Source organism: Methylobacterium sp. Leaf112, assembly GCF_001423295.1.
Lineage (GTDB): Bacteria > Pseudomonadota > Alphaproteobacteria > Rhizobiales > Beijerinckiaceae > Methylobacterium.
The window spans coordinates 277025-299141 of record NZ_LMNG01000012.1 but is presented as its reverse complement, the minus strand read 5'-3'; the positions used below and the strand labels follow the sequence as shown (position 1 = coordinate 299141).

Annotated in this window: 23 protein-coding genes; 11 read left to right on the top strand and 12 right to left on the bottom strand. The window is 69.7% G+C overall.

Translation table 11 applies throughout. From position 1 onward, the window contains the following. Nucleotides 1-111 precede the first annotated feature (111 nt). Complete coding sequence (gene dnaE / locus ASF52_RS08135) at nucleotides 112-3621, top strand: DNA polymerase III subunit alpha (RefSeq protein ID WP_056170365.1); 3510 nt, start codon at nucleotides 112-114, stop codon at nucleotides 3619-3621. Here the strand turns inward: dnaE and ASF52_RS08130 are convergent. Then, nucleotides 3603-4355 (bottom strand): gamma-glutamylcyclotransferase, encoded by a 753-nt coding sequence (locus tag ASF52_RS08130; protein WP_082515234.1) that lies wholly within the window; start codon nucleotides 4353-4355, stop codon nucleotides 3603-3605. The genes dnaE and ASF52_RS08130 overlap by 19 nt on opposite strands. A 55-nt stretch (nucleotides 4356-4410) precedes the next feature. Beyond that, on the bottom strand, nucleotides 4411-4800 hold the full coding sequence (locus ASF52_RS08125; RefSeq protein ID WP_056170737.1) for a hypothetical protein: 390 nt from the start codon (nucleotides 4798-4800) through the stop codon (nucleotides 4411-4413). A gap of 131 nt (nucleotides 4801-4931) precedes the next feature. Between ASF52_RS08125 and recO the strand changes: the two genes are divergently transcribed. After that, nucleotides 4932-5672 (top strand): DNA repair protein RecO, encoded by a 741-nt coding sequence (recO, locus tag ASF52_RS08120; protein ID WP_056170362.1) that lies wholly within the window; start codon nucleotides 4932-4934, stop codon nucleotides 5670-5672. A 53-nt stretch (nucleotides 5673-5725) separates the two neighbouring features. Then, nucleotides 5726-7975: a DNA topoisomerase IV subunit A gene (gene parC, locus ASF52_RS08115; RefSeq protein ID WP_056170359.1), complete on the top strand. Its 2250-nt coding sequence runs from the start codon at nucleotides 5726-5728 to the stop codon at nucleotides 7973-7975. A 101-nt stretch (nucleotides 7976-8076) separates the two neighbouring features. Here parC and infA read toward each other — a convergent pair whose 3' ends face one another. Both infA and ASF52_RS08105 read right to left on the bottom strand, forming a co-directional pair. Continuing rightward, nucleotides 8077-8349, bottom strand: coding sequence for a translation initiation factor IF-1 (gene infA, locus ASF52_RS08110; RefSeq protein ID WP_055947419.1), 273 nt, complete (start codon nucleotides 8347-8349; stop codon nucleotides 8077-8079). 259 nt (nucleotides 8350-8608) lie between these two features. After that, nucleotides 8609-9739, bottom strand: coding sequence for a branched-chain amino acid ABC transporter substrate-binding protein (locus ASF52_RS08105; RefSeq protein ID WP_056170356.1), 1131 nt, complete (start codon nucleotides 9737-9739; stop codon nucleotides 8609-8611). 198 nt (nucleotides 9740-9937) lie between these two features. Between ASF52_RS08105 and ASF52_RS08100 the strand changes: the two genes are divergently transcribed. From ASF52_RS08100 to ASF52_RS08085, 4 genes are read left to right on the top strand one after another with little or no spacing between them, the layout of a single operon-like run. Next, nucleotides 9938-10261 (top strand): XdhC family protein, encoded by a 324-nt coding sequence (locus tag ASF52_RS08100; protein WP_056170353.1) that lies wholly within the window; start codon nucleotides 9938-9940, stop codon nucleotides 10259-10261. Between the two features lie 7 nt (nucleotides 10262-10268). Beyond that, the gene (locus tag ASF52_RS08095; RefSeq protein WP_056170350.1) at nucleotides 10269-10970 is read left to right on the top strand and encodes an XdhC family protein; all 702 of its coding nucleotides are present in this window, start codon (nucleotides 10269-10271) and stop codon (nucleotides 10968-10970) included. Continuing rightward, the gene (locus tag ASF52_RS08090; RefSeq protein WP_056170346.1) at nucleotides 10967-11992 is read left to right on the top strand and encodes a molybdopterin-binding protein; all 1026 of its coding nucleotides are present in this window, start codon (nucleotides 10967-10969) and stop codon (nucleotides 11990-11992) included. The genes ASF52_RS08095 and ASF52_RS08090 overlap by 4 nt, the downstream gene beginning before the upstream one ends. Then, the gene (locus ASF52_RS08085) at nucleotides 11982-12560 is read left to right on the top strand and encodes a nucleotidyltransferase family protein (RefSeq protein ID WP_056170342.1); all 579 of its coding nucleotides are present in this window, start codon (nucleotides 11982-11984) and stop codon (nucleotides 12558-12560) included. Before ASF52_RS08090 ends, ASF52_RS08085 begins: the two co-directional genes overlap by 11 nt. Here the strand turns inward: ASF52_RS08085 and ASF52_RS21925 are convergent. Next, nucleotides 12555-12725 carry a DUF2256 domain-containing protein gene (locus ASF52_RS21925; protein WP_082478927.1) on the bottom strand — a complete coding sequence of 57 codons (171 nt, stop codon included), beginning with the start codon at nucleotides 12723-12725 and terminating at the stop codon, nucleotides 12555-12557. The genes ASF52_RS08085 and ASF52_RS21925 overlap by 6 nt on opposite strands. A gap of 116 nt (nucleotides 12726-12841) precedes the next feature. Next, nucleotides 12842-13708 carry a methionyl-tRNA formyltransferase gene (locus ASF52_RS08080; RefSeq protein WP_056170338.1) on the bottom strand — a complete coding sequence of 289 codons (867 nt, stop codon included), beginning with the start codon at nucleotides 13706-13708 and terminating at the stop codon, nucleotides 12842-12844. A 116-nt stretch (nucleotides 13709-13824) separates the two neighbouring features. Between ASF52_RS08080 and ASF52_RS08075 the strand changes: the two genes are divergently transcribed. After that, nucleotides 13825-14559, top strand: coding sequence for an SDR family NAD(P)-dependent oxidoreductase (locus tag ASF52_RS08075; protein WP_056170335.1), 735 nt, complete (start codon nucleotides 13825-13827; stop codon nucleotides 14557-14559). 13 nt (nucleotides 14560-14572) lie between these two features. Here the strand turns inward: ASF52_RS08075 and bcsS are convergent, their stop codons facing one another. Then, nucleotides 14573-15274, bottom strand: a complete 702-nt coding sequence (bcsS, locus tag ASF52_RS08070; protein WP_082515233.1) for a cellulose biosynthesis protein BcsS — start codon at nucleotides 15272-15274, stop codon at nucleotides 14573-14575. Between the two features lie 324 nt (nucleotides 15275-15598). On the opposite strand from bcsS, the gene ASF52_RS08065 reads away from it, so the two are divergent. Continuing rightward, nucleotides 15599-16201 (top strand): exopolysaccharide biosynthesis protein, encoded by a 603-nt coding sequence (locus ASF52_RS08065; RefSeq protein ID WP_056170334.1) that lies wholly within the window; start codon nucleotides 15599-15601, stop codon nucleotides 16199-16201. Between the two features lie 68 nt (nucleotides 16202-16269). On the opposite strand, the gene ASF52_RS08060 is transcribed toward ASF52_RS08065, so the two are convergent. From ASF52_RS08060 to ASF52_RS23455, 3 genes are read right to left on the bottom strand one after another with little or no spacing between them, the layout of a single operon-like run. After that, nucleotides 16270-17094: a metal ABC transporter permease gene (locus ASF52_RS08060; protein ID WP_082515248.1), complete on the bottom strand. Its 825-nt coding sequence runs from the start codon at nucleotides 17092-17094 to the stop codon at nucleotides 16270-16272. 50 nt (nucleotides 17095-17144) lie between these two features. Continuing rightward, complete coding sequence (locus tag ASF52_RS08055) at nucleotides 17145-17987, bottom strand: metal ABC transporter ATP-binding protein (protein WP_056170330.1); 843 nt, start codon at nucleotides 17985-17987, stop codon at nucleotides 17145-17147. Continuing rightward, nucleotides 17984-18106 carry a hypothetical protein gene (locus tag ASF52_RS23455; protein ID WP_274533787.1) on the bottom strand — a complete coding sequence of 41 codons (123 nt, stop codon included), beginning with the start codon at nucleotides 18104-18106 and terminating at the stop codon, nucleotides 17984-17986. The genes ASF52_RS08055 and ASF52_RS23455 overlap by 4 nt, the downstream gene beginning before the upstream one ends. A 201-nt stretch (nucleotides 18107-18307) precedes the next feature. Here ASF52_RS23455 and ASF52_RS08050 point away from each other — a divergent pair, with 201 nt between their 5' ends. Then, nucleotides 18308-18808: a Fur family transcriptional regulator gene (locus tag ASF52_RS08050; RefSeq protein WP_056170326.1), complete on the top strand. Its 501-nt coding sequence runs from the start codon at nucleotides 18308-18310 to the stop codon at nucleotides 18806-18808. Nucleotides 18809-18836: 28 nt separating this feature from the next. On the opposite strand, the gene ASF52_RS08045 is transcribed toward ASF52_RS08050, so the two are convergent. Continuing rightward, the gene (locus tag ASF52_RS08045; RefSeq protein ID WP_082515247.1) at nucleotides 18837-20354 is read right to left on the bottom strand and encodes a sugar transferase; all 1518 of its coding nucleotides are present in this window, start codon (nucleotides 20352-20354) and stop codon (nucleotides 18837-18839) included. Nucleotides 20355-20646: 292 nt separating this feature from the next. After that, nucleotides 20647-20778, bottom strand: a complete 132-nt coding sequence (locus tag ASF52_RS23450; RefSeq protein WP_274533786.1) for a hypothetical protein — start codon at nucleotides 20776-20778, stop codon at nucleotides 20647-20649. A 52-nt stretch (nucleotides 20779-20830) separates the two neighbouring features. On the opposite strand from ASF52_RS23450, the gene ASF52_RS08040 reads away from it, so the two are divergent. After that, nucleotides 20831-22078: an MFS transporter gene (locus tag ASF52_RS08040; protein WP_156630002.1), complete on the top strand. Its 1248-nt coding sequence runs from the start codon at nucleotides 20831-20833 to the stop codon at nucleotides 22076-22078. Nucleotides 22079-22117: the final 39 nt, after the last annotated feature.

Below are 22117 nucleotides of genomic sequence, written 5' to 3'. Positions count from 1 at the left end.
GCCGTTGCGATAGCGTTGCCGACGCATCACGGATGGCGGCCTTCCACAGCCAAACGATCCGCTCCGCGCATTCTTGATGGATCGTTCACCACGAGTCGGGCTGTTGGGAGCATGGCGCGCATCCTCAAAGATCCCGGCTTCGTCCACCTCCACGTCCACTCGTCGTTCTCGCTCCTCGAAGGGGCGCTGAAGGTCGGGGACATCGTCAAGGCGGCGGCGGCCGACCGGCAGCCGGCCCTGGCGCTCACCGACACCAACAACCTGTTCGGGGCCCTGGAATTCTCCGAGAAGGCCTCCGGATCGGGGATTCAGCCCATCGCCGGCCTGCAGGTGACGGTGGCCTTCGAGACGCCCGATCCCATGGCGCGGGTGGTTCAGGGGCAGGCCGGCTGCGCCAACGTGGTGGTCCTGGCCCAGGACGAGGCCGGTTACGCGAACCTCCTGCGGCTGGCGAGCCGCGCCTACTTCGACGGCGCCCTCGGCGATGCCCCCCGGGTGAGCGCCGCCGGGCTGGCCGAATGCGCCGGCGGGCTCATCGCCCTCACGGGCGGGACCACCGGACCCCTCGACGGGGCGTTGCGCCAGGGCCGGGCCGAGCTCGCCGCCGCGCGTCTCGCCCAGCTCAAGGCGGCCTTCGGCGAGAGCAACCTCTACGTCGAGATCCTGCGCCACGGCCTGTCCGACGAACGGGCCATCGAGCGCGAGCTGCTCCGGCTCGCCGATGCCAACGGCCTGTCCATCGTGGCCACCAACGAACCGTTCTTCGCGCGTACCGGCGATTACGACGCCCACGACGCGCTGCTCGCCATCGCGGACGGACGCCTCGTCTCCGACGAGCGCCGGCGCAAGCTCACCCCGCGGCACGCTTTCACCACGCGCGCGCAGATGGCCGAGCTGTTTGTCGATCTGCCGGACGCCTTGAACGCCACGGTCGAGATCGCCATGCGCTGCGCCTACCGCGTGCGCACGCGCAAGCCCATCCTGCCGAACTTCGCCCGTGTCACCGCCGACGCCGTCGCCGGCGAGGCCCCCGGTGCAGCCGGGGCGGAGGTGGTGAGATCCGAGCCGGAGGAGCTGCGCGCGCAGGCCATCGCCGGCCTCGACCTGCGCCTCGCACAGCACGGCACGGCGCCGGGCATGAGCGAGCAGGTCTATCGCGACCGCCTCGCCTTCGAGCTCGACGTCATCGTCGGCATGAAGTTTCCCGGCTACTTCCTCATCGTGTCGGACTTCATCAAGTGGGCCAAGGACCACGACATTCCGGTCGGCCCGGGCCGTGGCTCGGGTGCCGGATCCCTGGTGGCGTGGTCGCTCCTCATCACCGACCTCGACCCGCTTCGCTTCGGCCTGCTGTTCGAGCGCTTCCTCAACCCCGAGCGCGTCTCGATGCCGGATTTCGACATCGACTTCTGCGTCGACGGCCGCGAGCGGGTGATCCAGTACGTGCAGGATCGCTACGGCCACGAGCAGGTCGCGCAGATCATCACCTTCGGTACCCTGCAGGCGCGCGGCGTGCTGCGCGACGTCGGCCGCGTCCTGGAGATGCCCTACGGGCAGGTGGACAAGCTCACGAAGCTGGTGCCGCAGAACCCGGCCAACCCCGTGACCCTGACCCAGGCCATCGAGGGCGAGCCCAAGCTCCAGGCGGCCATGGAGGAGGAGCCCATCGTGGCCCGCCTCATGGAGATCGCCAAGAAGCTGGAGGGCCTGCACCGCCACGCCTCGACCCACGCCGCCGGCGTGGTCATCGGCGACCGGCCCCTCGAACAGCTCGTCCCCCTCTACCGCGATCCGAAGACCGGCATGCGGGTGACCCAGTTCAACATGAAGTGGGTCGAGGCCGCCGGCCTGGTGAAGTTCGACTTCTTGGGTCTGAAGACCCTGACCCTGCTGCGCTACTGCACCGACCTGCTGGCCAAGCGCGGCATCATCGTCGATCTCGCCTCGCTGCCCCTAGACAACGAGGCGACCTACCTGCCGATGAAGCGCGGCGAGACGGTGGGCGTGTTCCAGGTGGAATCCGCCGGCATGCGCAAGGCGCTCGTCGAGATGCAGGCCGACCGGTTCGAGGACATCATCGCCCTCGTGGCCCTCTACCGCCCCGGCCCCATGGCCAACATCCCGGTCTATTGCGAGCGCAAGCTCGGGCGCGACGCCGGCAACGAGGCGAGCTGGTATCCGCACGCAAAGCTGGAGCCGATCCTGCGCGAGACCTTCGGCATCATCGTCTACCAGGAACAGGTGATGGAGGTGGCCAAGGTGCTGGCCGGGTACTCGCTCGGCGAGGCCGACATGCTGCGCCGCGCCATGGGCAAGAAGATCAAGGCCGAGATGGACGCCCAGCGCGACCGCTTCGTGAAGGGCTGCATCGAGCGCGAGCTCACCAAGGCCAAGGCCGACGAGATCTTCGACCTGCTGGCGAAGTTCGCCGATTACGGCTTCAACAAATCACACGCCGCCGCCTACGCCCTGCTGACCTATCAGACCGCCTACCTGAAGGCGAACCACCCCGTCGAGTTCCTGGCCGCCGCCATGCAGCTCGACATCGACGTGACCGACAAGCTCGCCGAGTTCCGCCAGGACGCCCAGCGCCTCAAGATCGTCGTCGAGCCGCCCTCCATCAACACGTCGGGGGTCAACTTCGAGGTCAAGGACGGCCGCATCGTCTACGCCCTGTCGGCCATCAAGGGCGTGGGCCGCGGCGCCGTCGAATCCATCGTGGAGACCCGGGGGGAGACGCCCTTCCGGGACCTCGCGTGCCTGGCGCGCCGCCTCAACCCGCGCATGATCAACAAGCGCACCCTGGAGAACCTCGTGGCGGCCGGGGCCATGGACACCATCGAGCCGGACCGGGCGCGGGCCTGCGCGGCCATCGAGCCGATGATGAAGCTCGCCCAAGGGGCCGCCGAGGCCGAGAGCACCGGCATCGCCGACATGTTCGGCGGCGTCACCGCGGCCGACGTGACCCTGCGCATCCCGGCCTACGAGGGCTGGCCGATGGCCGACAAGCTCAAGAAGGAATACGACGCCATCGGCTTCTTCCTCTCGGGCCACCCCCTCGACGAGTACGGCGATCTGCTGGGCAAGCTCCGGGTGCAGACCTGGGCCGAGTTCTGCAAGGCGGTGCGGGCTGGCACCACCAGCGTCGGCCGGGTCGCCGCCTCCGTCCTCGACCGGTCCGAGCGCCGGACCAAGACCGGCAACAAGCTCGGCATCGTCATCCTGTCCGACCAGACCGGGCATTTCGAGGCGATCATCTTCTCCGAAGGCCTCGGCCAGTATCGCGAGATCCTGGAGCCGGGACGTCCCCTGGTGCTCCAGATCCAGGCCAACCTGGAGGGCGAGGACGTGCGTGCCCGCATCGTCACCGCCGAACCCCTCGACGTGGCGGTGGCCCGCCACCAGAAGGGCATGCGCATCTATCTCCGCGACGAGCGCTCCATCGCGCCCGTCCAGCAGCGCCTGCAGGTGCGGGGCGAGGGCGAGGTCTCGCTGATCCTCCTCCTCGACAACGGCGACCGCGAGGTCGAGGTGAAGCTGCAGGGCAAGTATCAGGCGACGCCTCAGATCGCGGGCGCGCTCCGGGCCGTGCCGGGGGTGGTTCAGGTGGAGGTGAACTGAGGCGACGGGCTTGCCGCCGGCCTGCTCGGCGCTTGGGGCGCCCCGTCGGCCCGCGCCATGGCATCCAACCGTTCGGCCACCAACGCCTGCAAGGTCCACAGGTGCTCGTCCAGGATCCCCTCCCGCGCGCAGGCCTCGGCGGTGCGGAACAGGTACTCGGCACTCGGCCCGAGATGCCCGGCCCCCGTGGCGATGCGGTCGGCGATCTCGGGCTCCGTCAGGCGGCCGGTGTAGCGGTCGCTGGCGCGGTTGACGACGAAGGTCAGGGCGGTGACCGGGCCGTCGGCGGTCTCCACCACCACCCAACGGGAGGCGTAGCCGTTGCCGCGCATCTCCCGGCGCCAGACCGGCAGCAGGGTGACGTGCGGATCGTCCCCCGCGAGCCGGAACGCGACGCCCCGGCACAGGCCGCCGCGATCGAGGGCCAGGACGAGGCCCGGCCGCTCCGTGCTCCCGCGGAACCGCCGCTGCAGCAGGCAGAACCGACGGTGATAGCCCCGCACCGTTCCGGTGCGCCGCTCGGTGAAGGTGAATTCCGGCTGCCAGATCAGGGAGCCGTAACCGAACACCCACAGGCCCTCCGCGCCGGACGGTCGCCGGGTGAGCGCCTGGGCGAGGCCGGGTTCGAGTTCGTCGTCGGTGAGGAGGGTGAGGGCGCCCGGGTCGTCGCGGACGGGATCGGGATGGGCGCGGGCGATGAGGTCGAGGCTGAGGCTCAACGGGCGTTTTGGCATGCCCCAGGGTCTCATCCCCTCACCGCGGGAGCAAGCCCGGGCCTATCCCGATGGATCAGGCGGGATTGCCGAGGGTCTCGAGTTCCGGAAACGGCTCCGTGCGGTGCCCGTTGCAGATCTCCTCATCGTCGGACACCACGCCGAGCACGCCGCCCGTGTCCCGGATCACGGCCTTCGCCCGCTCGCCCTTGCCGAACGTCCGGCCCTTCATCCGCGTGGAGACGCAGTAGAGGGTGCGCCCGCCATCCTCGAACGGACCTGAGATGCGGCTGTGCTCGAACCGTATGGGGATCACCGAGACGGAGCCGAAATCCACCTGCGCCAGGGCGAGGGCGGCGATGCGGGTGCGGAGCGTCGCGCCGGGGGAGGGGGCCGGGGCGCGGGGCGTGCAGGCCGGGAGCGCGCAGGCCAGACCAAGGAGCAGGAGCCGAGCCGGACCACCCATCGCCATCTCCGCTCGCCTCGGCTTCCAGCACAAGCCTAAGCTTATTCCCGCCCTGCGGGAAAGGGTTTATTAGTGCAATCTTCGCTGCCACCATGCTTTTCCTTCCCGCCGGCATCGGCCTATGGAGAGGCATGCAATGGACCGACGACGGCCTCGTGCTCGGCCTGCGCCGTCAGGGCGAGACGAGCGTGGTGCTCGAACTCATGACCGCCGCGCACGGGCGCCATCTCGGCCTCGTCCATGGCGGCCGCTCGCGCCGGATGCAGCCCGTGCTTCAGCCCGGCAACCGGGTCCAGGCCACGTGGCGGGCGCGCCTCGACGACAGCCTCGGCGCCTACGCCGTCGAGCCCCTCGAATCCGTGGCCGCGCGGCTGATGGGATCGGGGCTCGCCCTTCACGGCATCGCGCACCTCGCCGGTCTCCTGCGCCTGTTGCCCGAGCGCGACCCCCATCCCGAACTCTACGCGGCCGCCCGCATTCTCATCGATCACCTCCACGATCCCGACATCGCGCCGCCCCTGATGGTGCGGTTCGAACTCGCGATCCTGGCGGATCTCGGCTTCGGTCTCGATCTGTCCGCCTGCGCCGCGACGGGGGGCAACGACGCCCTGATCTACGTCTCGCCCCGCTCGGGCCGGGCGGTGAGCGCGTCGGCGGGCGAGCCCTATCGCGACCGCTTGCTCGCCCTGCCGGATTTCCTGCGGGAGCGGGCGCCGGGCGATCCACTGCCGATGACCCCCGAGGGCGCCGACGTTACGGCGGGGTTTACCTTGACGGGGTACTTCCTCGATCAGCACATCTGGGGGCCGCGCGCGCTGCCGCCCCCGGATGCCCGGGCGCGCTTCGTTGCCTTGGGGACGGGAAGCGCATAAGTCATGTTCTTGATTTGTTCTGATATGGGGCCGCGTCGCCCCTGGAGATCGTGATGGGCCAGCCCTTCGAGCCGCCGTCGGGCTCCGACGGCATCGAGAGCGTCGAGCTGAAATCCGCCCTGGAGGACCGCTACCTCGCCTATGCGCTCTCGACCATCATGCACCGGGCGCTGCCCGATGCCCGCGACGGGCTGAAGCCCGTCCACCGGCGCATCCTGTTCGCCATGCGGCTGCTGAAGCTCGACCCGACCTCGGCGTTCAAGAAATGCGCCCGCATCGTCGGCGACGTCATCGGCAAGTACCATCCGCACGGCGACACGGCGGCCTACGACGCCCTGGTGCGCATGGCCCAGGACTTCGCCCAGCGCTATCCGCTGGTCGACGGCCAGGGCAATTTCGGCAACATCGACGGCGATAACGCCGCCGCCCAGCGCTACACCGAAGCCCGGATGACGGAGGTCGCGCGCCTCCTCATGGAGGGGCTCGACGACGATTCCGTCGATTTCCGCCCGAACTACGACGGGCAGGAAGAGGAGCCGGTGGTGCTCCCGGCGGCCTTTCCGAACCTGCTCGCCAACGGCTCCCAGGGCATCGCCGTCGGCATGGCGACCTCGATCCCGCCGCACAACGCCGCCGAACTCTGCGACGCGGCGCTCTATCTCATCACCCGCCCGGAGGCGACCTCGGCCCAGCTCCTCACCTTCGTGAAGGGGCCGGACTTCCCCACCGGCGGCATCCTCATCGACAGCGCCGAATCCATCACCGAGGCCTACCGCACCGGGCGCGGCGGATTTCGCGTGCGCGCCCGCTGGGCCAAGGAGGATCTCGGGCGGGGCACCTGGACCATCGTGGTCACTGAGATTCCCTACGGGGTGCAGAAGGCGCGCCTCATCGAGAAGCTCGCGGAGCTGCTGCAGGAGCGCAAGCTCCCGCTGCTCGCCGACGTGCGCGACGAATCGGCGGAGGATGTCCGCATCGTGCTGGAGCCGCGCGCCCGCAACGTCGATCCCGTCATCCTGATGGAGTCGCTGTTCCGGCTCACCGAGTTGGAGGCCCGCATCTCCCTCAACATGAACGTGCTGGTCGGCGGCCTCGTCCCCCGGGTCATCGGTCTGGCCGAAGCCCTGCGGGAGTGGCTCGACCATCGCCGGGTCGTGTTGCAGCGCCGCTCGCGCCACCGCCTCGCCCAGATCGACCGGCGCCTCGAGATCCTCGGCGGCCTGCTCATCGTCTACCTCGACCTCGACGAGGTCATCCGCATCATCCGCGAGGAGGACGAGCCGAAGGCCGCCCTGATGAAGCGGTTCGAACTGACGGAGATCCAGGCCAACGCCATCCTCGACACCCGCCTGCGCTCCCTGCGCAAGCTCGAGGAGATGGAACTCAAGCGCGAACTCGACACTCTGACGACGGAGAAGCTCGGGATCGAGGAACTCCTCGGCTCCGACAAGCTGCAATGGGCCGACATCACCAAGCAGATCCGCGCGGTGAAGAAGACCTTCGGACCCGAGACCAAGATCGGCGCCCGGCGCACCACCCTCGAGAACCCACCCGACACCGCCGGCATCGACTTCACCTCGGCCATGGTCGAGCGCGAGCCCATCACCGTCATCGTCTCGGCCAAGGGCTGGATCCGGGCGCTGAAGGGGCACGTGGCGGACCTCTCGGGCGTCGCCTTCAAGGGCGACGACAGCCTGAAGATCGCGTTCCCGAGCGAGACCACGGCCAAGCTCCTCGTGCTGGCCTCCAACGGCAAGGTGTTCACCCTGGAGGCGGCCAAGCTCCCGGGCGGGCGCGGCTTCGGCGATCCGATCCGCCTCATGGTGGATTTCGACGACGGCACCGAGATCGTCGCGGCCCTGCCGTATCAGCCGGGCGCCAAGCTGCTGGTGGCTGCCTCCGACGGGCGCGGCTTCGTGGCGCCGGCCGACGCTCTGGTGGCCAACACCCGCAAGGGCAAGGGCATCATGGGCCTCGATGCGCCGGCCACCGCGACCCTGCTGGTGCCGGCGACCGGCGACCACGTCGCCGTCTGCAGCGCCGACCGTCTGCTCCTGGTCTTCCCCCTCGCGGAGATGCCCGAACTGGTGCGCGGCAAGGGCGTGCGTCTGCAACGCTGCCGCCAGACAACCCTGACGGATGCCTGCGTCTTCACCCTCGCCGAGGGCCTGCCGTGGCGCGAGACCGGGGGCGAGGCGCGCCTCGCCCAGGCGAGCATCCTGGAGAAATGGATGGGCCACCGCTCCGACGCCGGGACGCTCATGACCCGGAGCTTCCCGAAGTTCGAGCGGTTCGGCAAATAGGCCGCTGGTTCGTCGAGTGACCCGCCAGAACGACAATGCCCGCCGAAGCGGGCATTGTCGTTGATCGATACGGGCCGAAGCGGCGTCTGGCGCTCGAAACGTCAGCGGCGACGGAACTGGCCGCGCATGGGCGGACGCGGACCGGCGGAACGCTCGTCTTTGTGGCGGAACACGAGGCGGCCCTTCTCGAGATCGTAGGGCGACATTTCGACGGTGACGCGATCGCCCGCCAGAGTCTTGATGCGGTTCTTCTTCATCTTGCCGGCCGTGTAGGCCACGATCTCGTGCCCCTGGTCGAGCTGCACGCGGTAGCGTGCGTCCGGCAGGATCTCGATCACGAGACCGTCGAACTGCATCAATTCTTCTTTCGCCATCCACACTCTCCAAGCGGGACAGCCAGAACGGGGCGACCCGGAATATAAAACGAAGCCGTTCGGCAAAACGCGGCGGGCGGCGGGTCCGATCCCATCGGATGCGCAACACCGGCGAGCGTTGCCCCGACATAATGTTGGGATCGGCGCGAAGCAAGCTTTTCTGGCCCGATGGCGAATCCCATCGACAGGGAAGCATGGAAATCAGCCATCGCCCTTCCGATCGAACACGCGATCGCGCCGGCCGCCGGGACCGTCGATCTCAAGGGTCGATCGTATTGCCCGCGTAATCGATCCGCCCGTCCGGCGTGCGGCGCCAGACCTGCAGGACGTAGGCTGGTTGGCGCGGATCGGCCTTGAGGTCGCCGCGTGCGTCGTAGGCGAGGGGCCCGAGCACCGTCTTCACGGTCGTGCCGTCACGCAGGAAGGCGGCCACCGCCCGGGCGTCCGTCGATCGCGCGCCCAGCATCCCGCCCCGCAGCACCTCCACGGCGGCGTAACCTTGTGCGACGAAGACCTGTGCGGCGAGGATCTCGGCCTCCGGCATGCGCGGCTTCGTCGGGGACGGCTTGACCTCGGGCAGGCGCGTGACGGGCGCCACGGTCATCACCGTGCCGTCGGCCGCGGCGACCTGGGACAGTTCCTTGTCCAGAAGCCCGTCGCTGCCGACGAGGGGCGCGTCGAGACCCGCCTCGCGCATGGCCCGCAGGAGCACGATGGCCTCCGTCGCGAGGCCGCCGAAATAAACGACGTCCACCCGTGCCCGTTTCAGGCGGCCGGCGAGAGCGGACAGATCCTTGTCGCCCCGCGACAGGGCCTCGAAAGCGGCCTCGCCCTGGGCCGCCGCCTTCAGGGTCCGCGCCACGCCATCGACGAGGCCGCGTCCGAAGGTGGTCTTGTCGTGCACGAGGCCGATGCGGCGTCCGGCGAACTGCTTGGCGAGGTAGGCCCCCGCGAGCGCGCTCTGCGCGGCTTCGTTGGCGCCGGTGCGAAACACGTTCCAATGGCCACCGGCCGTCAGGGGCGCCCAGGCGACCCCTGTCGTGACCGCGACGATGCCGGATTCCGCGTAGACCGGAATCGTTGCGCCGGCCACGGCGGCGTTGAGGGGGCCGACGATGAAGCCGATCCGCTCCGCGGCGAACCGGCGTGCCACTGCGAGCCCCTGTTTGCTGTCGCCGGCATCGTCCGCCACCACCAGGACGAGGCGCTGTCCATGGACGCCGCCCGTCCGATTGATCTCGGCGACCGCCTGTTCGGCACCGGCGCGCATCCCCTGCCCGAACGCGGCGTCCTGTCCGGTGAGGGGGGCTGAGAGCCCGATGACGAGGGGACCGGGCTGAGCCTGGGCGGCGCTGGCGAAGAGCGCGAGAGCCACCGCAAAACGTCTCATTGGGCCTGTCCTCGTACCCCGAACCCGGAAAGATGGCGCCAGGATAGGCCGGCGCAAAGCGTGCGCAAGGTTACGTCCTGGCGCTCGGGTCCTGGCGCTCGGGTCCCGTCGGCCGCATTGTCCTGGCGTCGGGGGAGCTTACCTCCCGTCTTCCGTGTTGCGCGGAGAGGGGCGTCGTCCCAGATCCCGGAGTCAATCATGCTCTCCACCGAGAACGACATCCTCAGCGCGGCCGAGGCGTGGTGCCGTGCCGGACGCGGCGTGGCCCTCGCCACGGTGATCGAGACCTGGGGCTCGGCACCCCGACCCGTGGGCAGTCACCTCGTCGTCGATTCCGAGGGCAACTTCCTCGGCTCCGTCTCGGGGGGCTGTGTCGAAGGCGCGGTCATCACCGAGGGCATGGACGCCATCGCCGATGGGCGGCCGCGCGTCGTCGCGTTCGGCGTCGCCGACGAGACCGCCTGGCGGGTCGGCCTGTCCTGCGGCGGGCGCATCCGCGTCTATGTCGAGCCGGTGGCCTGAGGCCGCCATGCAGCTCGATGTTCTGACCCTTCTCAATGCCGAGCGCGCCGCCCGGCGCGCCGCCATCCTGGTGACCGACCTCGACGGCGGAGCGCAGCGCGTGGTGCGCGAGGCCGAGATCCCCGCCGATCCCCTCGCCGCACTCCTCGCCAAGCGACTGGCGTCGGGCAAGGGCGGTCTCGTCGAGGTCGAGGGCCGCGAGGTCTTCCTCACCGTGCAGGCCCCGCCCGTGCGCCTCGTGATCATCGGCGCCGTGCATATCAGCCAAGCCCTGTATCCCATGGCGATGGCCCTCGATCTCGCCGTCGCCGTCATCGACCCGCGCACGGCCTTCGCGACCCCCGAGCGCTTTCCCGGGATCGAGCTCGTCACCCTCTGGCCCGACGAGGCCCTGGGCGGTGCCGTCCCGGCCCTCGACCGCTACTGCGCCGTCGCTGCCCTGACGCACGATCCGAAGATCGACGACCCCGCCCTGATGGCGGCCCTGCGCGCCGAGTGCTTCTACGTCGGGGCGCTGGGCTCGCGAAAAACCCATGCGGCCCGCGTCGGGCGGCTCGAACGGGCCGGGTTCCCGCCCGATGCCATCGCGCGGATCGCCGCCCCCATCGGCCTCGACATCGGGGCCGTGAGTCCGGCCGAGATCGCCGTGTCCATCCTCGCTCAGGTCGTGGCGGCGCAGCGCACGCCCCGCGCCGGGGCGCGGGCGTGAGATTCGGGGCGGTCCCGACCCGCGAGGCCGCCGGCCTCATCGCGGCCCATACGGTTCGCGAGCATGGCGTGATCCTGCGCAAGGGGCAGCCGATCCCGGCCGAGGACGCGGCCCGCCTCCATGCGGCGGGCGTGAGGGAGATCGTGGCGGTTAGCCTCGAACCGGGGGATGTCGGCGAGGATGCCGCGGCCGAGCGGCTCGCCCTGCGCCTGGCCGGACCGGGCCTGCGCCGCGATTCGCCGTTCACCGGGCGCTGCAACCTGTTCGCCGGGCAGGCCGGACTCCTCCTCCTCGACCGGGCCGGCATCGACGCCGTGAATGCCGTCGACGAGGCCATCACGGTCGCGACGCTGCCGGCCTTTCGCCCGGTGGCGGCCGGCGAGATGGTCGCCACCGTGAAGATCATCCCGTACGCCGTCGCGGGCGCCGCTCTAGAGCACGCCTGCCGGATCGCGCCCGACAGGGCCGTGCGGGTCGCGCCCTACACGCGCACCCGGGTCGGCGTGGTCTCGACGCTGCTCCCCGGTCTCAAGGATGCGACCGTCGACAAGACCCTGGCGACCCTGGCCCGGCGCCTCGCACCCACGGGGGCGGGAATCGTCGCCGAGTCCCGGGTTCCGCACGAGGCCGGTGCGGTCGGCGCCGCGATCCGGGCCCGCGTGACGGAGGGCGCCGACCTCGTGGTGGTGTTCGGCGCCTCCGCCATCACCGACCGGCGCGACGTGATTCCGGCGGGAATCGAGTCCGCCGGCGGTCGGATCGACCACCTCGGCATGCCCGTCGATCCGGGCAACCTCCTGCTCGTCGGGGCGCTCGGCGCGGTCCCGGTGATCGGCGCGCCCGGCTGTGCCCGGTCGCCGAAGGAGAACGGGTTCGACTGGATCCTGCACCGGCTGCTCGCCGGGCTCGCCGTCACCCGCGCCGACATCGTCGGCCTCGGGGTCGGCGGCCTTCTCATGGAGATCGGGTCGCGGCCCCAGCCCCGTTCCGGCGGGACCCCGGCCGACGACGATGACCACTGACTTCGGGCTCGTGCTCCTGGCCGCCGGGCGCGGCACCCGGTTCGGTCCGGCGCCGAAGCTCCTGAGCCTCCTCGACGGCGAGCCCCTGGTGCGCCACGCGGCGCGGGCCGCCCTGGCCGCGCGCCTCGGTCCGGTGGTGGCGGTGCTCGGCGCCCATGGGCCGGCCGTGCGCGCGGCCCTGGAAGGGCTCGACCTCACCTGCATCGACAACCCGGCCCATGGGGAAGGTCTGTCCACGTCGCTGCGGGTCGGCCTCGATGCGCTGCCCGCCGCGGACGCGATCCTCGTGCTGCTCGGCGACATGCCACGGATCGGGCCCCACCACCTCATCGCCCTGGCGGACGCCTTCGCCGAGGGCGATCCGGCGGCGGTCGTGCCCGTCCATGACGGACAGCGCGGCAATCCGGTGCTGCTCGATCGCCGGCGCCTCGGCGCCGATCTCGCCACGCTCGCGGGCGATCAGGGCGCGGGCCGTCTCCTGGCCCGGCGCACGGACGTCCGTGAAGTGCCCATGGACAGGGCCGTGCTTCAGGACGTCGATACCCCCGAAGCCCTCGCCGGCCTATGACCCGTCGGGATCGGCCTTGCCGCGCTTGGCCTCGGCCCGGCAGCGGTCCGAGCAGTAGCGCACCTCGTCCCAGACCCGCTCCCACTTCTTGCGCCACGCGAACGGCTTTCGGCAGTTCACGCAGGTCTTGGTGGGAAGGTCGGATTTCTTGCGCATCCGCGCCATGGAAGGGTCCTGATGGAAGGGTCCTGCATGAACGGGCCCCGATGTCGCCGGGTCGTTGTCTCGGTGGAAGGTCGTATCCGGCCCCGAATGGCTGTCTCTGAGACTTCGGCGTCCGGTCACCGCCCGAGATGATCGACTTCCGTCACCGCTATCGGGCTCCACCGGTTGAGCTGAATGTAGCCGTCCCGGGCCGCGATGACGACGTGGCGGCGGTAGCGGTGGACCACCGTGCCGGGGGTATGCCGATGGGCTTCGCGCCAGCCTTCCGCAGACGCCACGTAGATGCGGCCGTCACCGAGCCGCGCGATGGTCTCGATGGTCCCGAAGGCACGCACCCGCCGCAGGATCGCGTCCACGTCGCTGCGGAAATCGAGGGTCCGGTCGGCGTCGGTGACGCGCGGCCAGTACGAACCCTCGCCCTGGGGCTCGGCCCTGCGCCAGCGGGCCGGCAGATCGCGGGCGATGGGACCGGCGGCGAGGCGACGCGCGGCGAGCTGACACTTGGAGAGCAGGCTCTCGTGGGTCTCGTGGTCCGACAGGGCGAAACGCTCCTGGGCGATGATGTCACCGGTGTCGAAGCCCTCCTCGCCGAGCACGTGGGCGGTGACCCCCCATTCGGTGTGGGCGTCGGCCACCGCCTTGAACAACGGATATGGGCCGCGCCCCATGGGCAGGGGCGATGGGTGGATGTTGACGCCGTAGGCCGCCAGTCCGCGCCAGCCCCGGATCAGCCAGGGATAACCCGCCACCACCAGGGCCCAGTCCTGCCCATGCTCCTGCGCCAGGGCCTGCATGTCGGGGGCCTTGATGCGCGAGAGCTGCATCGGCACGCGGTGCCGCCGCGCCTGGGCGACCACCACCTCGTTGTGATCGTAGATCCCGTCGCAGGGGCGGGTGAACAGCTTGATCGGCGTCCAGCCCGCCTCCACGAGGCTCTCGAACACGCCCCCGAGGAAATCGATGCCGGCGAAGGCGAACTTCATGGGCGTGTCTCGCTGAAGGGGCTGCGACGCCACGGATGGGGCGATCCGGGTGAGGGACGCTCCACGTCGCCCCCGCGTGCCTTACCTAATCCATCGCGAACGGAATGGGAGCGGGCATGAAGCGGGTCATCCTCTATGGCGGAACGGGCGGTATCGGCCGGGCGACGGCGACGGCCCTACGCCGACGCGGCTATCGCCTGCACCTCGCGGCCCGCGATGCCGGGCGCCTGGAGGCGGCGGCCTCGGAACTCGGGGAGACGACCTTCACCGCCGGCGACGTCACCGATCCGGACTTCTTCAAGACGGTCACGGAGGAGGCCGGACCGGAACTCGGCGGATTGGTCTACGCCGTCGGGACCATCAACCTGCGGCCCCTGGCCAAACTGACGATCCAGGATGCCGAAGCCGATTTTCGCATCAATGCGCTGGGGGCGTTCCTGGCCATCCAGTCCGCCGCACCCGTGCTCAAGGCCTCCGCCGGCGAAGCCGGGGTCGGGGTGGTCCTGTTCTCCACGGTGGCTGTGGCACAGGGCTTCCCGGCGCATGCCTCCGTCGCCATGGCCAAGGGCGCGGTGGAAGGCCTAGCCCTCTCGCTCGCAGCAGAACTGAGCCCGCAGATCCGCGTCAACGTCGTCGCGCCGTCGCTGACCCGTACGCCGCTCTCGGCATCCATCACGAATAGCGCCACCCTGGCGTCGGGGATCGCCGCGATGCACGCCCTGCAGCGCCTCGGTACACCGGAGGACATCGCCGGCCTCGCGAGCTTCCTCGTCTCGGAGGAGGCCGCCTGGATCACCGGTCAGGTGGTCGGCGTCGATGGTGGCCGCTCGGCCCTTCGCACCAAGGGGTGAGCCGGTGCGGGCCTCACCACGGCGTCCAGACGGTGAGGCTCACATAGGGGCTGGCCGAGTCCCGCGGTTCGAACTGCAGGCCCGCCGAAGTGCGCAGGCTGAAGCGGCCGACGGTGAAATCCGTCGCGTGTACGCCGAGGTTCCATTTCCGGTAGCCGGTGTGGTCGGCGTAGAGGGCGAGTTCGGGCCCCAGATAGGGATTCCAGCCGCGCCACGGTTCCACCTGCCATCCCCAGGACACGCGTCCCCACGCGGCGGTCCGCGACGTATCGAGGATCGCCGTGATGGTGAGGAGCGTCGCTTCGGCTGGCCGGGCCCAGACCTCACCGTGGAGCCGGGCGCCGACGCGGGCTGGTTCCAAGCGGGACACGGCCCCCCTCGTCACGGCTTCGATGGAGCCTTCGGCCCCCGCATAGGCGGCAAGGACGCCCCAATCGTAGAACCACTGGTAGCCGACCACCGCCGCCGCCGTGGCGGTCTCCCGCCGGCCCGTTCCTTCCCGTCGCGTGCCGGCCCCGAGGCTCGCGAGGGCGACGAACCCCTCCCGGTCGATCCGGTCGAGGGCGACTTTGGCACCGGCGCTGACGAAGGTCGACGGACCCGTCTCGAGGCTTCCGAACAGGAGCAGCGAGACCGGATCGTCCTGAGCCTGCACGATTCCGGAGGCGAGGACCGTCGGCACGAGGCCGACCACCGCCACCCGAACGGCGCGCATGTGCGATCGTCTTCGCAATGGTCCGTCGTTCGTCACATCCAGCGATTCCCAAAGGATGTAACGAGACTAGCATGAAATCCTGAATTGTATGAATCGAAGTCGTGATCTCAGGTGGTTGTACGGTTTGATATCTCGCTCGCCGAAGAAACGGCACGCACGATTACTTGAGATTATAATTATAGGAAATGTGCAACCTCTAGTCGCTGAGTTTCACGGGTGCGTCCCGGCACATCGGCACCCGTGCCGGCCCCACCCGTCCGCTTGGCGCCGGAGTCCGACTAGGTTACAGCCCGCGACAGGACCGTCGCCAATGGCCGAGCTTTCTTGTCACCAGGTGCCCGAACTTCCGAAGTGCTGACCGTCCTCGCCGAGCAGGAGAGCGAACGGCTGACCGTCGGCGACATCGTCGCGGTGTTGCAGGACCGTGCCTTCGCCCTGCTGATCGTCATCCTCGGCTTGCCGAACTGCCTGCCGATGCCGCCGCCGATTCCCTTGGTGTGCGGATTGCTGCTTCTGCTCGTGGCGGTCCAGATCACGGCCGGCATGGCCTCCCCGTGGCTTCCGCGTGTCCTCCTGCGACGCTCCGTCGCCCGCAAGGATGTCGAGCGGGCCGCAAGCCGGGCCGTCCCCCTGCTCAGGCGCCTCGAGAAGTGGTCGCGCCCGCGCATGAGCTTGTTCGAGACGGGCCTCGGCCTGCGCGGCGTCGGCCTGATCCTGCTCACCCTGTCCCTGGCGCTCATCGTCGCCGCCCCCATCGTCGGGCAGATTCCCCTCGGGCTCGCGATCTGCCTCGTCGGTCTCGGCTTGGTCGAGCGCGACGGCGTCGTCGTGATGTTCGGCCTCGGCGTCGGGGCACTCGGCGTTCTGCTGAATGCGGGCTTCGTCTATGCCCTCGTGTCGGGCATCATGAGCCTGTTCAACCTGTAGGGACGTCCAGCCGCCGGCCGAGGCGACGGGTGTGTGGGCCGGATGCGTGGGGTTTCGTTCCGCGCCGCTTACCCTTCGAGGTGGCGCGGCCGGATGAGGCGGTGCACCAGGCCGCCGCGGGGACCGATCAGCAGCGAGACCACGTAGAGGGCGCCGGCGGCCAGCACGATCGCGGGGCCGGTCGGAAGGTCGGCCCGGTACGAGAGCGTCAAGCCGGCGACGCTCGCCATCATCGCGCACACCACCGAGACGGGGATCATCCCGCTGAGGTCCGTCGCCCAGAAGCGGGCGGTGATCGCCGGCAGAAGCATCAGGCCCACGGCCAGAAGCGTCCCGAGCGCCTGGAAACCACCCACGAGATTGAGCACCACCAGCCCGAGGAAGGCGTAGTGCACCGGTCCGCCGGCGCGGCTCACCGTACGCAGGAACAGGGGGTCGACGCATTCCATGACCAGCGGGCGGTAGAGCGCCGCGAGGCCGAACAGGGTGATGGTCGCGATGCCGCCGAGCAGCAGGAGCGCCGGGTCGTCGAGGGCCAGCACCGTTCCGAACAGGATGTGCAGCAGGTCGATCTGCGAACCGCGGAGCGAGATCAGCACCACGCCGGCGGCGAGGGAGATGAGGTAGAAGGCCGCCAGGCTCGCATCCTCCTTGATGATGGTGGAGCGTGTGACGGCCCCCGCCAGCAGGGCCACGGCGAGACCGGCCGCGAGCCCCCCGAGGGTCATCGCCGGCAGGGACAGGCCCGCCACGAGGAAGCCGACGGCCGCCCCCGGCAGGACGGCGTGGCTCATGGCGTCGCTCATTAAACTCATGCGCCGCAGCATCAGGAACACGCCCACGGGCGGAGCCGAAAGGGACAGGGCGAGGCACCCCACGAGGGCGCGTCGCATGAAGCCGAATTCGACGAACGGGCCGAACAGGCCATCGATCAGGGTGTCGATCACGGAGCGTCCCGATGGGCGTGGTCCCGAGCCTGTCCGTGGCTGTGCGGGTGGGCATGCGTGTGGGGGTGGGCATGCGGATGGGCGTCGGCGACCCCGCCGGCCGACCGGCCGCAGATCGCCGCATCCTCGTCCCACGCCTCCGACAGGGCTTGCGCGCGGGCGAGATTGTCCGCGGTCAGCACCGCGTCCGTCGGGCCCCATGCCACCGGTTCGCGGGCCAGCAGCAGGGTCTGGGGGAAGTGGCTACGAACCTGGGTGAGGTCGTGCAGGGCGGCGACGATGGTCCGGCCCTGGCGGTGCCAAGCACCGATGAGGCGCAGGAGATCCGCGCTCGTGCGTCCGTCGACGCCGGTGAACGGCTCGTCGAGGAGAATGATGCGGGCATCCTGGACGATGAGGCGGGCGAACAGGGCGCGCTGGAACTGGCCGCCCGACAGGGTGCCGATCGGCCGATCCTCGAAGCCGACGAGGCCGACGGCGGACAGCGCCTCCACCAGGGTGTCGCGGTAGGGCGCAGCCCGGCGCCATGGCCCGATCCGGTGCCACAATCCCATGGCCACGAGGTCGAGGACGCGCAAGGGAAAGCCCCGGTCGATCTCCGCCGATTGCGGCAGGTAGGCGATGGCATCGGCGCGACCCGAGCGGTCGATCCGGCCGTCGAGACACGGGACTTCGCCGACGATGCCCTTCAGAAGCGTCGATTTGCCGGCCCCGTTGGGACCCACGAGGGCGAGCAGCGCGCCGGGCTGGATCGTGCCGTCGAGGTGGTGCACGGCCGGGTGGCGATCGTAGCCGAGGGTCAGGCCGTGGAGCGCGATGGCGCCCGTCGGCGGGCTCACGCCAACACCCACAGCACGGCGCCCCAGAGCAGGGCGGCCAGCACCGCGGCCAGAGCGAAGCGGAGATGCGCCCCCGCCTGGAACAGCGAGAGGCGGGGCAGGGGATTGGAGCGGGTCACGGGAAGGGTCAATCGGACCGGACGGGCGCGTCGGCTTACGTTGCGCGCTGATACACTGTAACATCCCACGAGTTCAACGGGCCGGAGCCGCCGGCTCGCCTCAGTGTCTCTCACAGAACTCCCGCTGCACCGCCAGGCCTAGGGCGAGAACCGGCGGGGATCGGGAGTATCGTGAGGCACTCTCACGGGGATCGGGAGCCCATGCAGGATCACGCGGGCACGCACACCGAGGCAGGCTGTTGCCGCCATAACGGCCCCGGCGAAGCCCTGGCGCGGGCAGAGGCCATGTGCCGGGCGCGCGACCTCCAGTTCACCCGCCTGCGCCGGGACGTCCTCGCTGTGGTGGCGTCGCAGGCGCGTCCGCTCGGCGCCTACGACATCGCCGAGCGCCTGAGCGGATCGGGCAAGCGCGTGGCGGCCGTGTCTGTCTACCGGGCCCTCGATTTTCTCACGGAGAACGGCCTCGTCCACCGCATCGCCAGCCGCAACGCCTTCGTTTCGTGCGGGCATACGCACACGGATGGCGCCGGCCTCGTCTTCCTGATCTGCCGAAACTGCGGCTCCATCGACGAGACCACCTCGCCCGAGATCGAGGATCAGCTCGGCCGCACCTTGGCCAAGGTGGGCTTCAAGCCGTCGAGCCGCATCCTCGAGGTCGAGGGCGAGTGCGGCGCCTGCCTCGGCAAGCCCGCCGCGGGCTGATCGAGGCCGGCACCGGACGCTCCTGTCTTCAGAACGCGTTGTTGTAGGCGCGCGGCGAGACCACCGTCTGGACCATGATCCTGAGATCGAGCCAGATCGACCAATTGTCGATGTAGTACAGGTCGTGAGCGACGCGTCGCTCCATGTCGAGGTCGGTCAGGGTCTCGCCCCGCAGGCCGTTCACCTGTGCCCAGCCGGTGATGCCCGGCATCACGTTGTGACGGCGAGCGTAGTGGGCGATCCGGCGCTCGAAGCTGCGGTCGTGGGCGAGAGCATGGGGGCGGGGACCGACCAACGCCATCTCGCCGCGCAGGACGTTGATGAGCTGGGGCAGCTCGTCGATGTTGGAGCGGCGCAGCACCGCACCGATGCGGGTGATGCGCGCGTCGTTGCGCGAGGCCTGACGGAAGACCGAATCGCCCTCCGTCTTCATGCTGCGGAACTTGTAGACGCCGAACGGCTGCTGGTTGAAGCCGTAGCGCCGCTGGCGGAAGAACACCGGGCCCGGGCTGTCGAGCTTGATCAGGACCGCCACGGCGGCGAACAGCGGAGCCAACATCACCAGGGCGGTTGTCGCCAGGGTGAGGTCGACGGTCCGCTTCAGCAGGATTTCGCCGGCCTGGAGGGGGCGTCGCCCGATGCTCAGCCCCGAAAGGCGCCCGACGCGGCCGGGCTTCAGGTCGGGGAAGCGGTCCATCACCGAGCCCGGGCGCAGGTGAAGGGCCGCGGGAACGCGCAGGAACGCGTCGATGCAGCGCTCGATGTCGCTGGCGTCGGACCACGGGACCAGGATGAACACGTCGTCCGGGCGCAGGAAGCGCACCACGGAGACGGCGAGGTCGAGGTCCTCGGCGATCCGCGTCTCACGGGCGAGGGCGTCGTCCCCGGCCTCGATCCGCCGCAGGTAGCTCGTTCCGATGACCCGAAGACCCAATGCGTCCGTATCGTTGTGGGCATAGAACCGGGCGATGTCCTCCTCGAACCCGACGAGATGGATGCGGTTGACGGAAGCCGAGACCGGGGTGATCGCCCGGCGCACCAGGGCGGTCATGCCGAAGCGCACGGCGAGCATCGTCGGAAGTCCGGCGAGGAAGAAGCCCAGGGAGACGATGCGCGAGAAGTCGTTCGTGGTCTTCGTCACGAAGCCGAGGATCAGCACCACGGCCCAGGCCGAAACCCACAGGGTCGCCGCGCGTCGCAGGTGCGGACCGTGGGAGAGGGCGGTCTCGATGCTGTACTCCTCCCGCGTCAGGTTGGTGAGGAGCACGATCATCGCCACGAGGCCGGCGATCTGCGATCCGCCGCTCACGCCGCTCGGCGGGAACTCGCCCAGCACCCCGAACGAGTACGCGACATCCACCGCGTAGGCGGTGCCGACGATGGTCAGAAGGTCGGCCATCGCCACGGCCGTGGAGATGCCGAGGCGGAAGGCGGCACGCCTGCGCCGGGGCAGAAGTGCCGCCCAGACATCGCGACGCGCATCGGTCGTCATCGGCACCGCCTGCGGCGCGGTCTGGTAGATCTTCTGGATCGGTTCCTGAAACATCTGGAGTGCCATGTCCCGTCGTGAGGCGGAAAGTGTCCCAAATCGCGCCGGTGACCGGAGCGATCGAGGTTTCGTGGGATCGCTGCGCAATCTCCGGACCTTCCCGCCCGCCGCAAGAGACATGATGCGGCCGCCTGCTCGTGATTAACCATCCTGCCTTTGTCCCGCAATCGAACGAAAACTTATCCACGGACAAGTCTCGGCGTGATTGCCGCCGGCCCTGGTCTTCCACAGTTCGGGACTCTAGAGGCGTGTTCGCGGGCTGAGCATGGACCATCGTCGTCGGTTCGGTTCAATCCGGGGTCGGCTTTACCGAGACGAAACGGGTGATGGGCGCGACGGCACGGCGTTCTCCGAGCCTCGCCCGGCCCTTCGCATCGGCGGCTTCCGGCACGGTCATGATCGCGACACCGATGGCGCTCATCGGGGCGGCGGCCGCCCGTATGCCGCGGCCAGGAATGCGTCGGGAATCGCCCATGACAGGAGCCATCGAACCAGCCATCGGCGACCCGCCGCAGGCGCCGGCCGTGCGAGACCGTGCCGCGGGCGCGGGCGTGCCCGGTCCGGCCTTCGCGGTTCTCGGGGCGCTCAGCCTGTCGCACCTCCTCAACGATCTCGTGCAATCCCTCCTGCCGGCGATCTATCCGCTCCTGAAGACCCAGTTCCGGCTCGATTTCGGACAGATCGGCCTCATCACCTTCGTGTTCCAGGTAACCGCGTCGGTGCTGCAACCGGTGGTCGGCATCTACACGGACCGCAGGCCGCTGCCGTTTTCCCTGGCGTTCGGCATGGGTTCGTCCCTCGTCGGCCTCCTCCTGCTGTCGGTGGCGTGGGCGTACGGACTGCTTCTCCTGGCGGCCGGCCTCGTGGGCTTCGGCTCGGCGGTGTTCCATCCCGAGGCGACCCGCGTCGCCCGCCTCGCTTCGGGCGGACGCTACGGCCTCGCCCAGTCGGTGTTCCAGGTCGGCGGCAATGCCGGCACGGCACTCGGACCCCTGCTGGCGGCCTTCGTGGTGGTGCCGCACGGGCAGGGGAGCGTCGCCTGGTTCTCCCTCGTCGCGCTCGCGGGGATCTGCGTGCTCGCCCTCGTGGGACAATGGTACGCCGGACGGCTTCGCGCAGTCCCGCGTCCCGCCACCCGCGCCGGTGCCCCCGCTGCAAGGGTCCTGTCGCGCCGGCGGGTCGGTCTCACCATCGCAATCCTGTTGACGCTGATTTTCTCGAAATATTTTTATCTGGCGAGCTTCTCGTCCTACTACACTTTCTACCTGATCCAGCGCTTCGGCGTTTCCGTGGCCCAGTCGCAGATCTACCTGTTCGTGTTCCTCGGCGCGGTGGCGGCGGGCACCATCCTGGGCGGTCCCATCGGCGACCGCTTCGGACGCAAGCCCGTGATCTGGGGGTCGATCCTGGGTGTCCTGCCCTTCACCGTGGCCCTGCCGCACGCCGATCTCGTCTGGACGGTGGTGCTGACGGTGCCCATCGGGATGATCCTGGCCTCGGCGATGCCGGCGATCCTCGTCTACGCGCAGGAGCTCCTGCCCGGCCGGATCGGTCTGGTCGGTGGATTGTTCTTCGGCTTCGCATTCGGCATGGGCGGGCTCGGCGCCGCGGTTCTGGGCGAGGTGGCCGATCACGCCGGCATCACCGCGGTCTATGCGCTCTGCGCCTACTTGCCGCTCATCGGCCTCGCGGCGGTCTTCCTGCCGCGGCTGGCCCGGTGAGCCGTATCCTGTCCGAACGGGACCGGCACTCCGGCGCCG

Coding starts and splice junctions, on each gene's coding strand:
- dnaE (WP_056170365.1), top strand. CDS start 112: ATGGCGCGCATCCTCAAAGATCCCGGCTTCGTCCACCTCCACGTCCAC.
- ASF52_RS08045 (WP_082515247.1), bottom strand. CDS start 20,354: ATGTTTCAGGAACCGATCCAGAAGATCTACCAGACCGCGCCGCAGGCG.
- recO (WP_056170362.1), top strand. CDS start 4,932: ATGCAATGGACCGACGACGGCCTCGTGCTCGGCCTGCGCCGTCAGGGC.
- ASF52_RS23450 (WP_274533786.1), bottom strand. CDS start 20,778: ATGAGCGCCATCGGTGTCGCGATCATGACCGTGCCGGAAGCCGCCGAT.
- infA (WP_055947419.1), bottom strand. CDS start 8,349: ATGGCGAAAGAAGAATTGATGCAGTTCGACGGTCTCGTGATCGAGATC.
- bcsS (WP_082515233.1), bottom strand. CDS start 15,274: ATGCGCGCCGTTCGGGTGGCGGTGGTCGGCCTCGTGCCGACGGTCCTC.
- ASF52_RS08060 (WP_082515248.1), bottom strand. CDS start 17,094: ATGCGACGCGCCCTCGTGGGGTGCCTCGCCCTGTCCCTTTCGGCTCCG.
- ASF52_RS08085 (WP_056170342.1), top strand. CDS start 11,982: ATGACCACTGACTTCGGGCTCGTGCTCCTGGCCGCCGGGCGCGGCACC.
- ASF52_RS08040 (WP_156630002.1), top strand. CDS start 20,831: ATGACAGGAGCCATCGAACCAGCCATCGGCGACCCGCCGCAGGCGCCG.
- ASF52_RS08075 (WP_056170335.1), top strand. CDS start 13,825: ATGAAGCGGGTCATCCTCTATGGCGGAACGGGCGGTATCGGCCGGGCG.
- ASF52_RS08105 (WP_056170356.1), bottom strand. CDS start 9,739: ATGAGACGTTTTGCGGTGGCTCTCGCGCTCTTCGCCAGCGCCGCCCAG.
- ASF52_RS08080 (WP_056170338.1), bottom strand. CDS start 13,708: ATGAAGTTCGCCTTCGCCGGCATCGATTTCCTCGGGGGCGTGTTCGAG.
- ASF52_RS08095 (WP_056170350.1), top strand. CDS start 10,269: ATGCAGCTCGATGTTCTGACCCTTCTCAATGCCGAGCGCGCCGCCCGG.
- ASF52_RS21925 (WP_082478927.1), bottom strand. CDS start 12,725: ATGGCGCGGATGCGCAAGAAATCCGACCTTCCCACCAAGACCTGCGTG.
- parC (WP_056170359.1), top strand. CDS start 5,726: ATGGGCCAGCCCTTCGAGCCGCCGTCGGGCTCCGACGGCATCGAGAGC.
- ASF52_RS08130 (WP_082515234.1), bottom strand. CDS start 4,355: ATGCCAAAACGCCCGTTGAGCCTCAGCCTCGACCTCATCGCCCGCGCC.
- ASF52_RS08050 (WP_056170326.1), top strand. CDS start 18,308: ATGCAGGATCACGCGGGCACGCACACCGAGGCAGGCTGTTGCCGCCAT.
- ASF52_RS08125 (WP_056170737.1), bottom strand. CDS start 4,800: ATGGGTGGTCCGGCTCGGCTCCTGCTCCTTGGTCTGGCCTGCGCGCTC.
- ASF52_RS08100 (WP_056170353.1), top strand. CDS start 9,938: ATGCTCTCCACCGAGAACGACATCCTCAGCGCGGCCGAGGCGTGGTGC.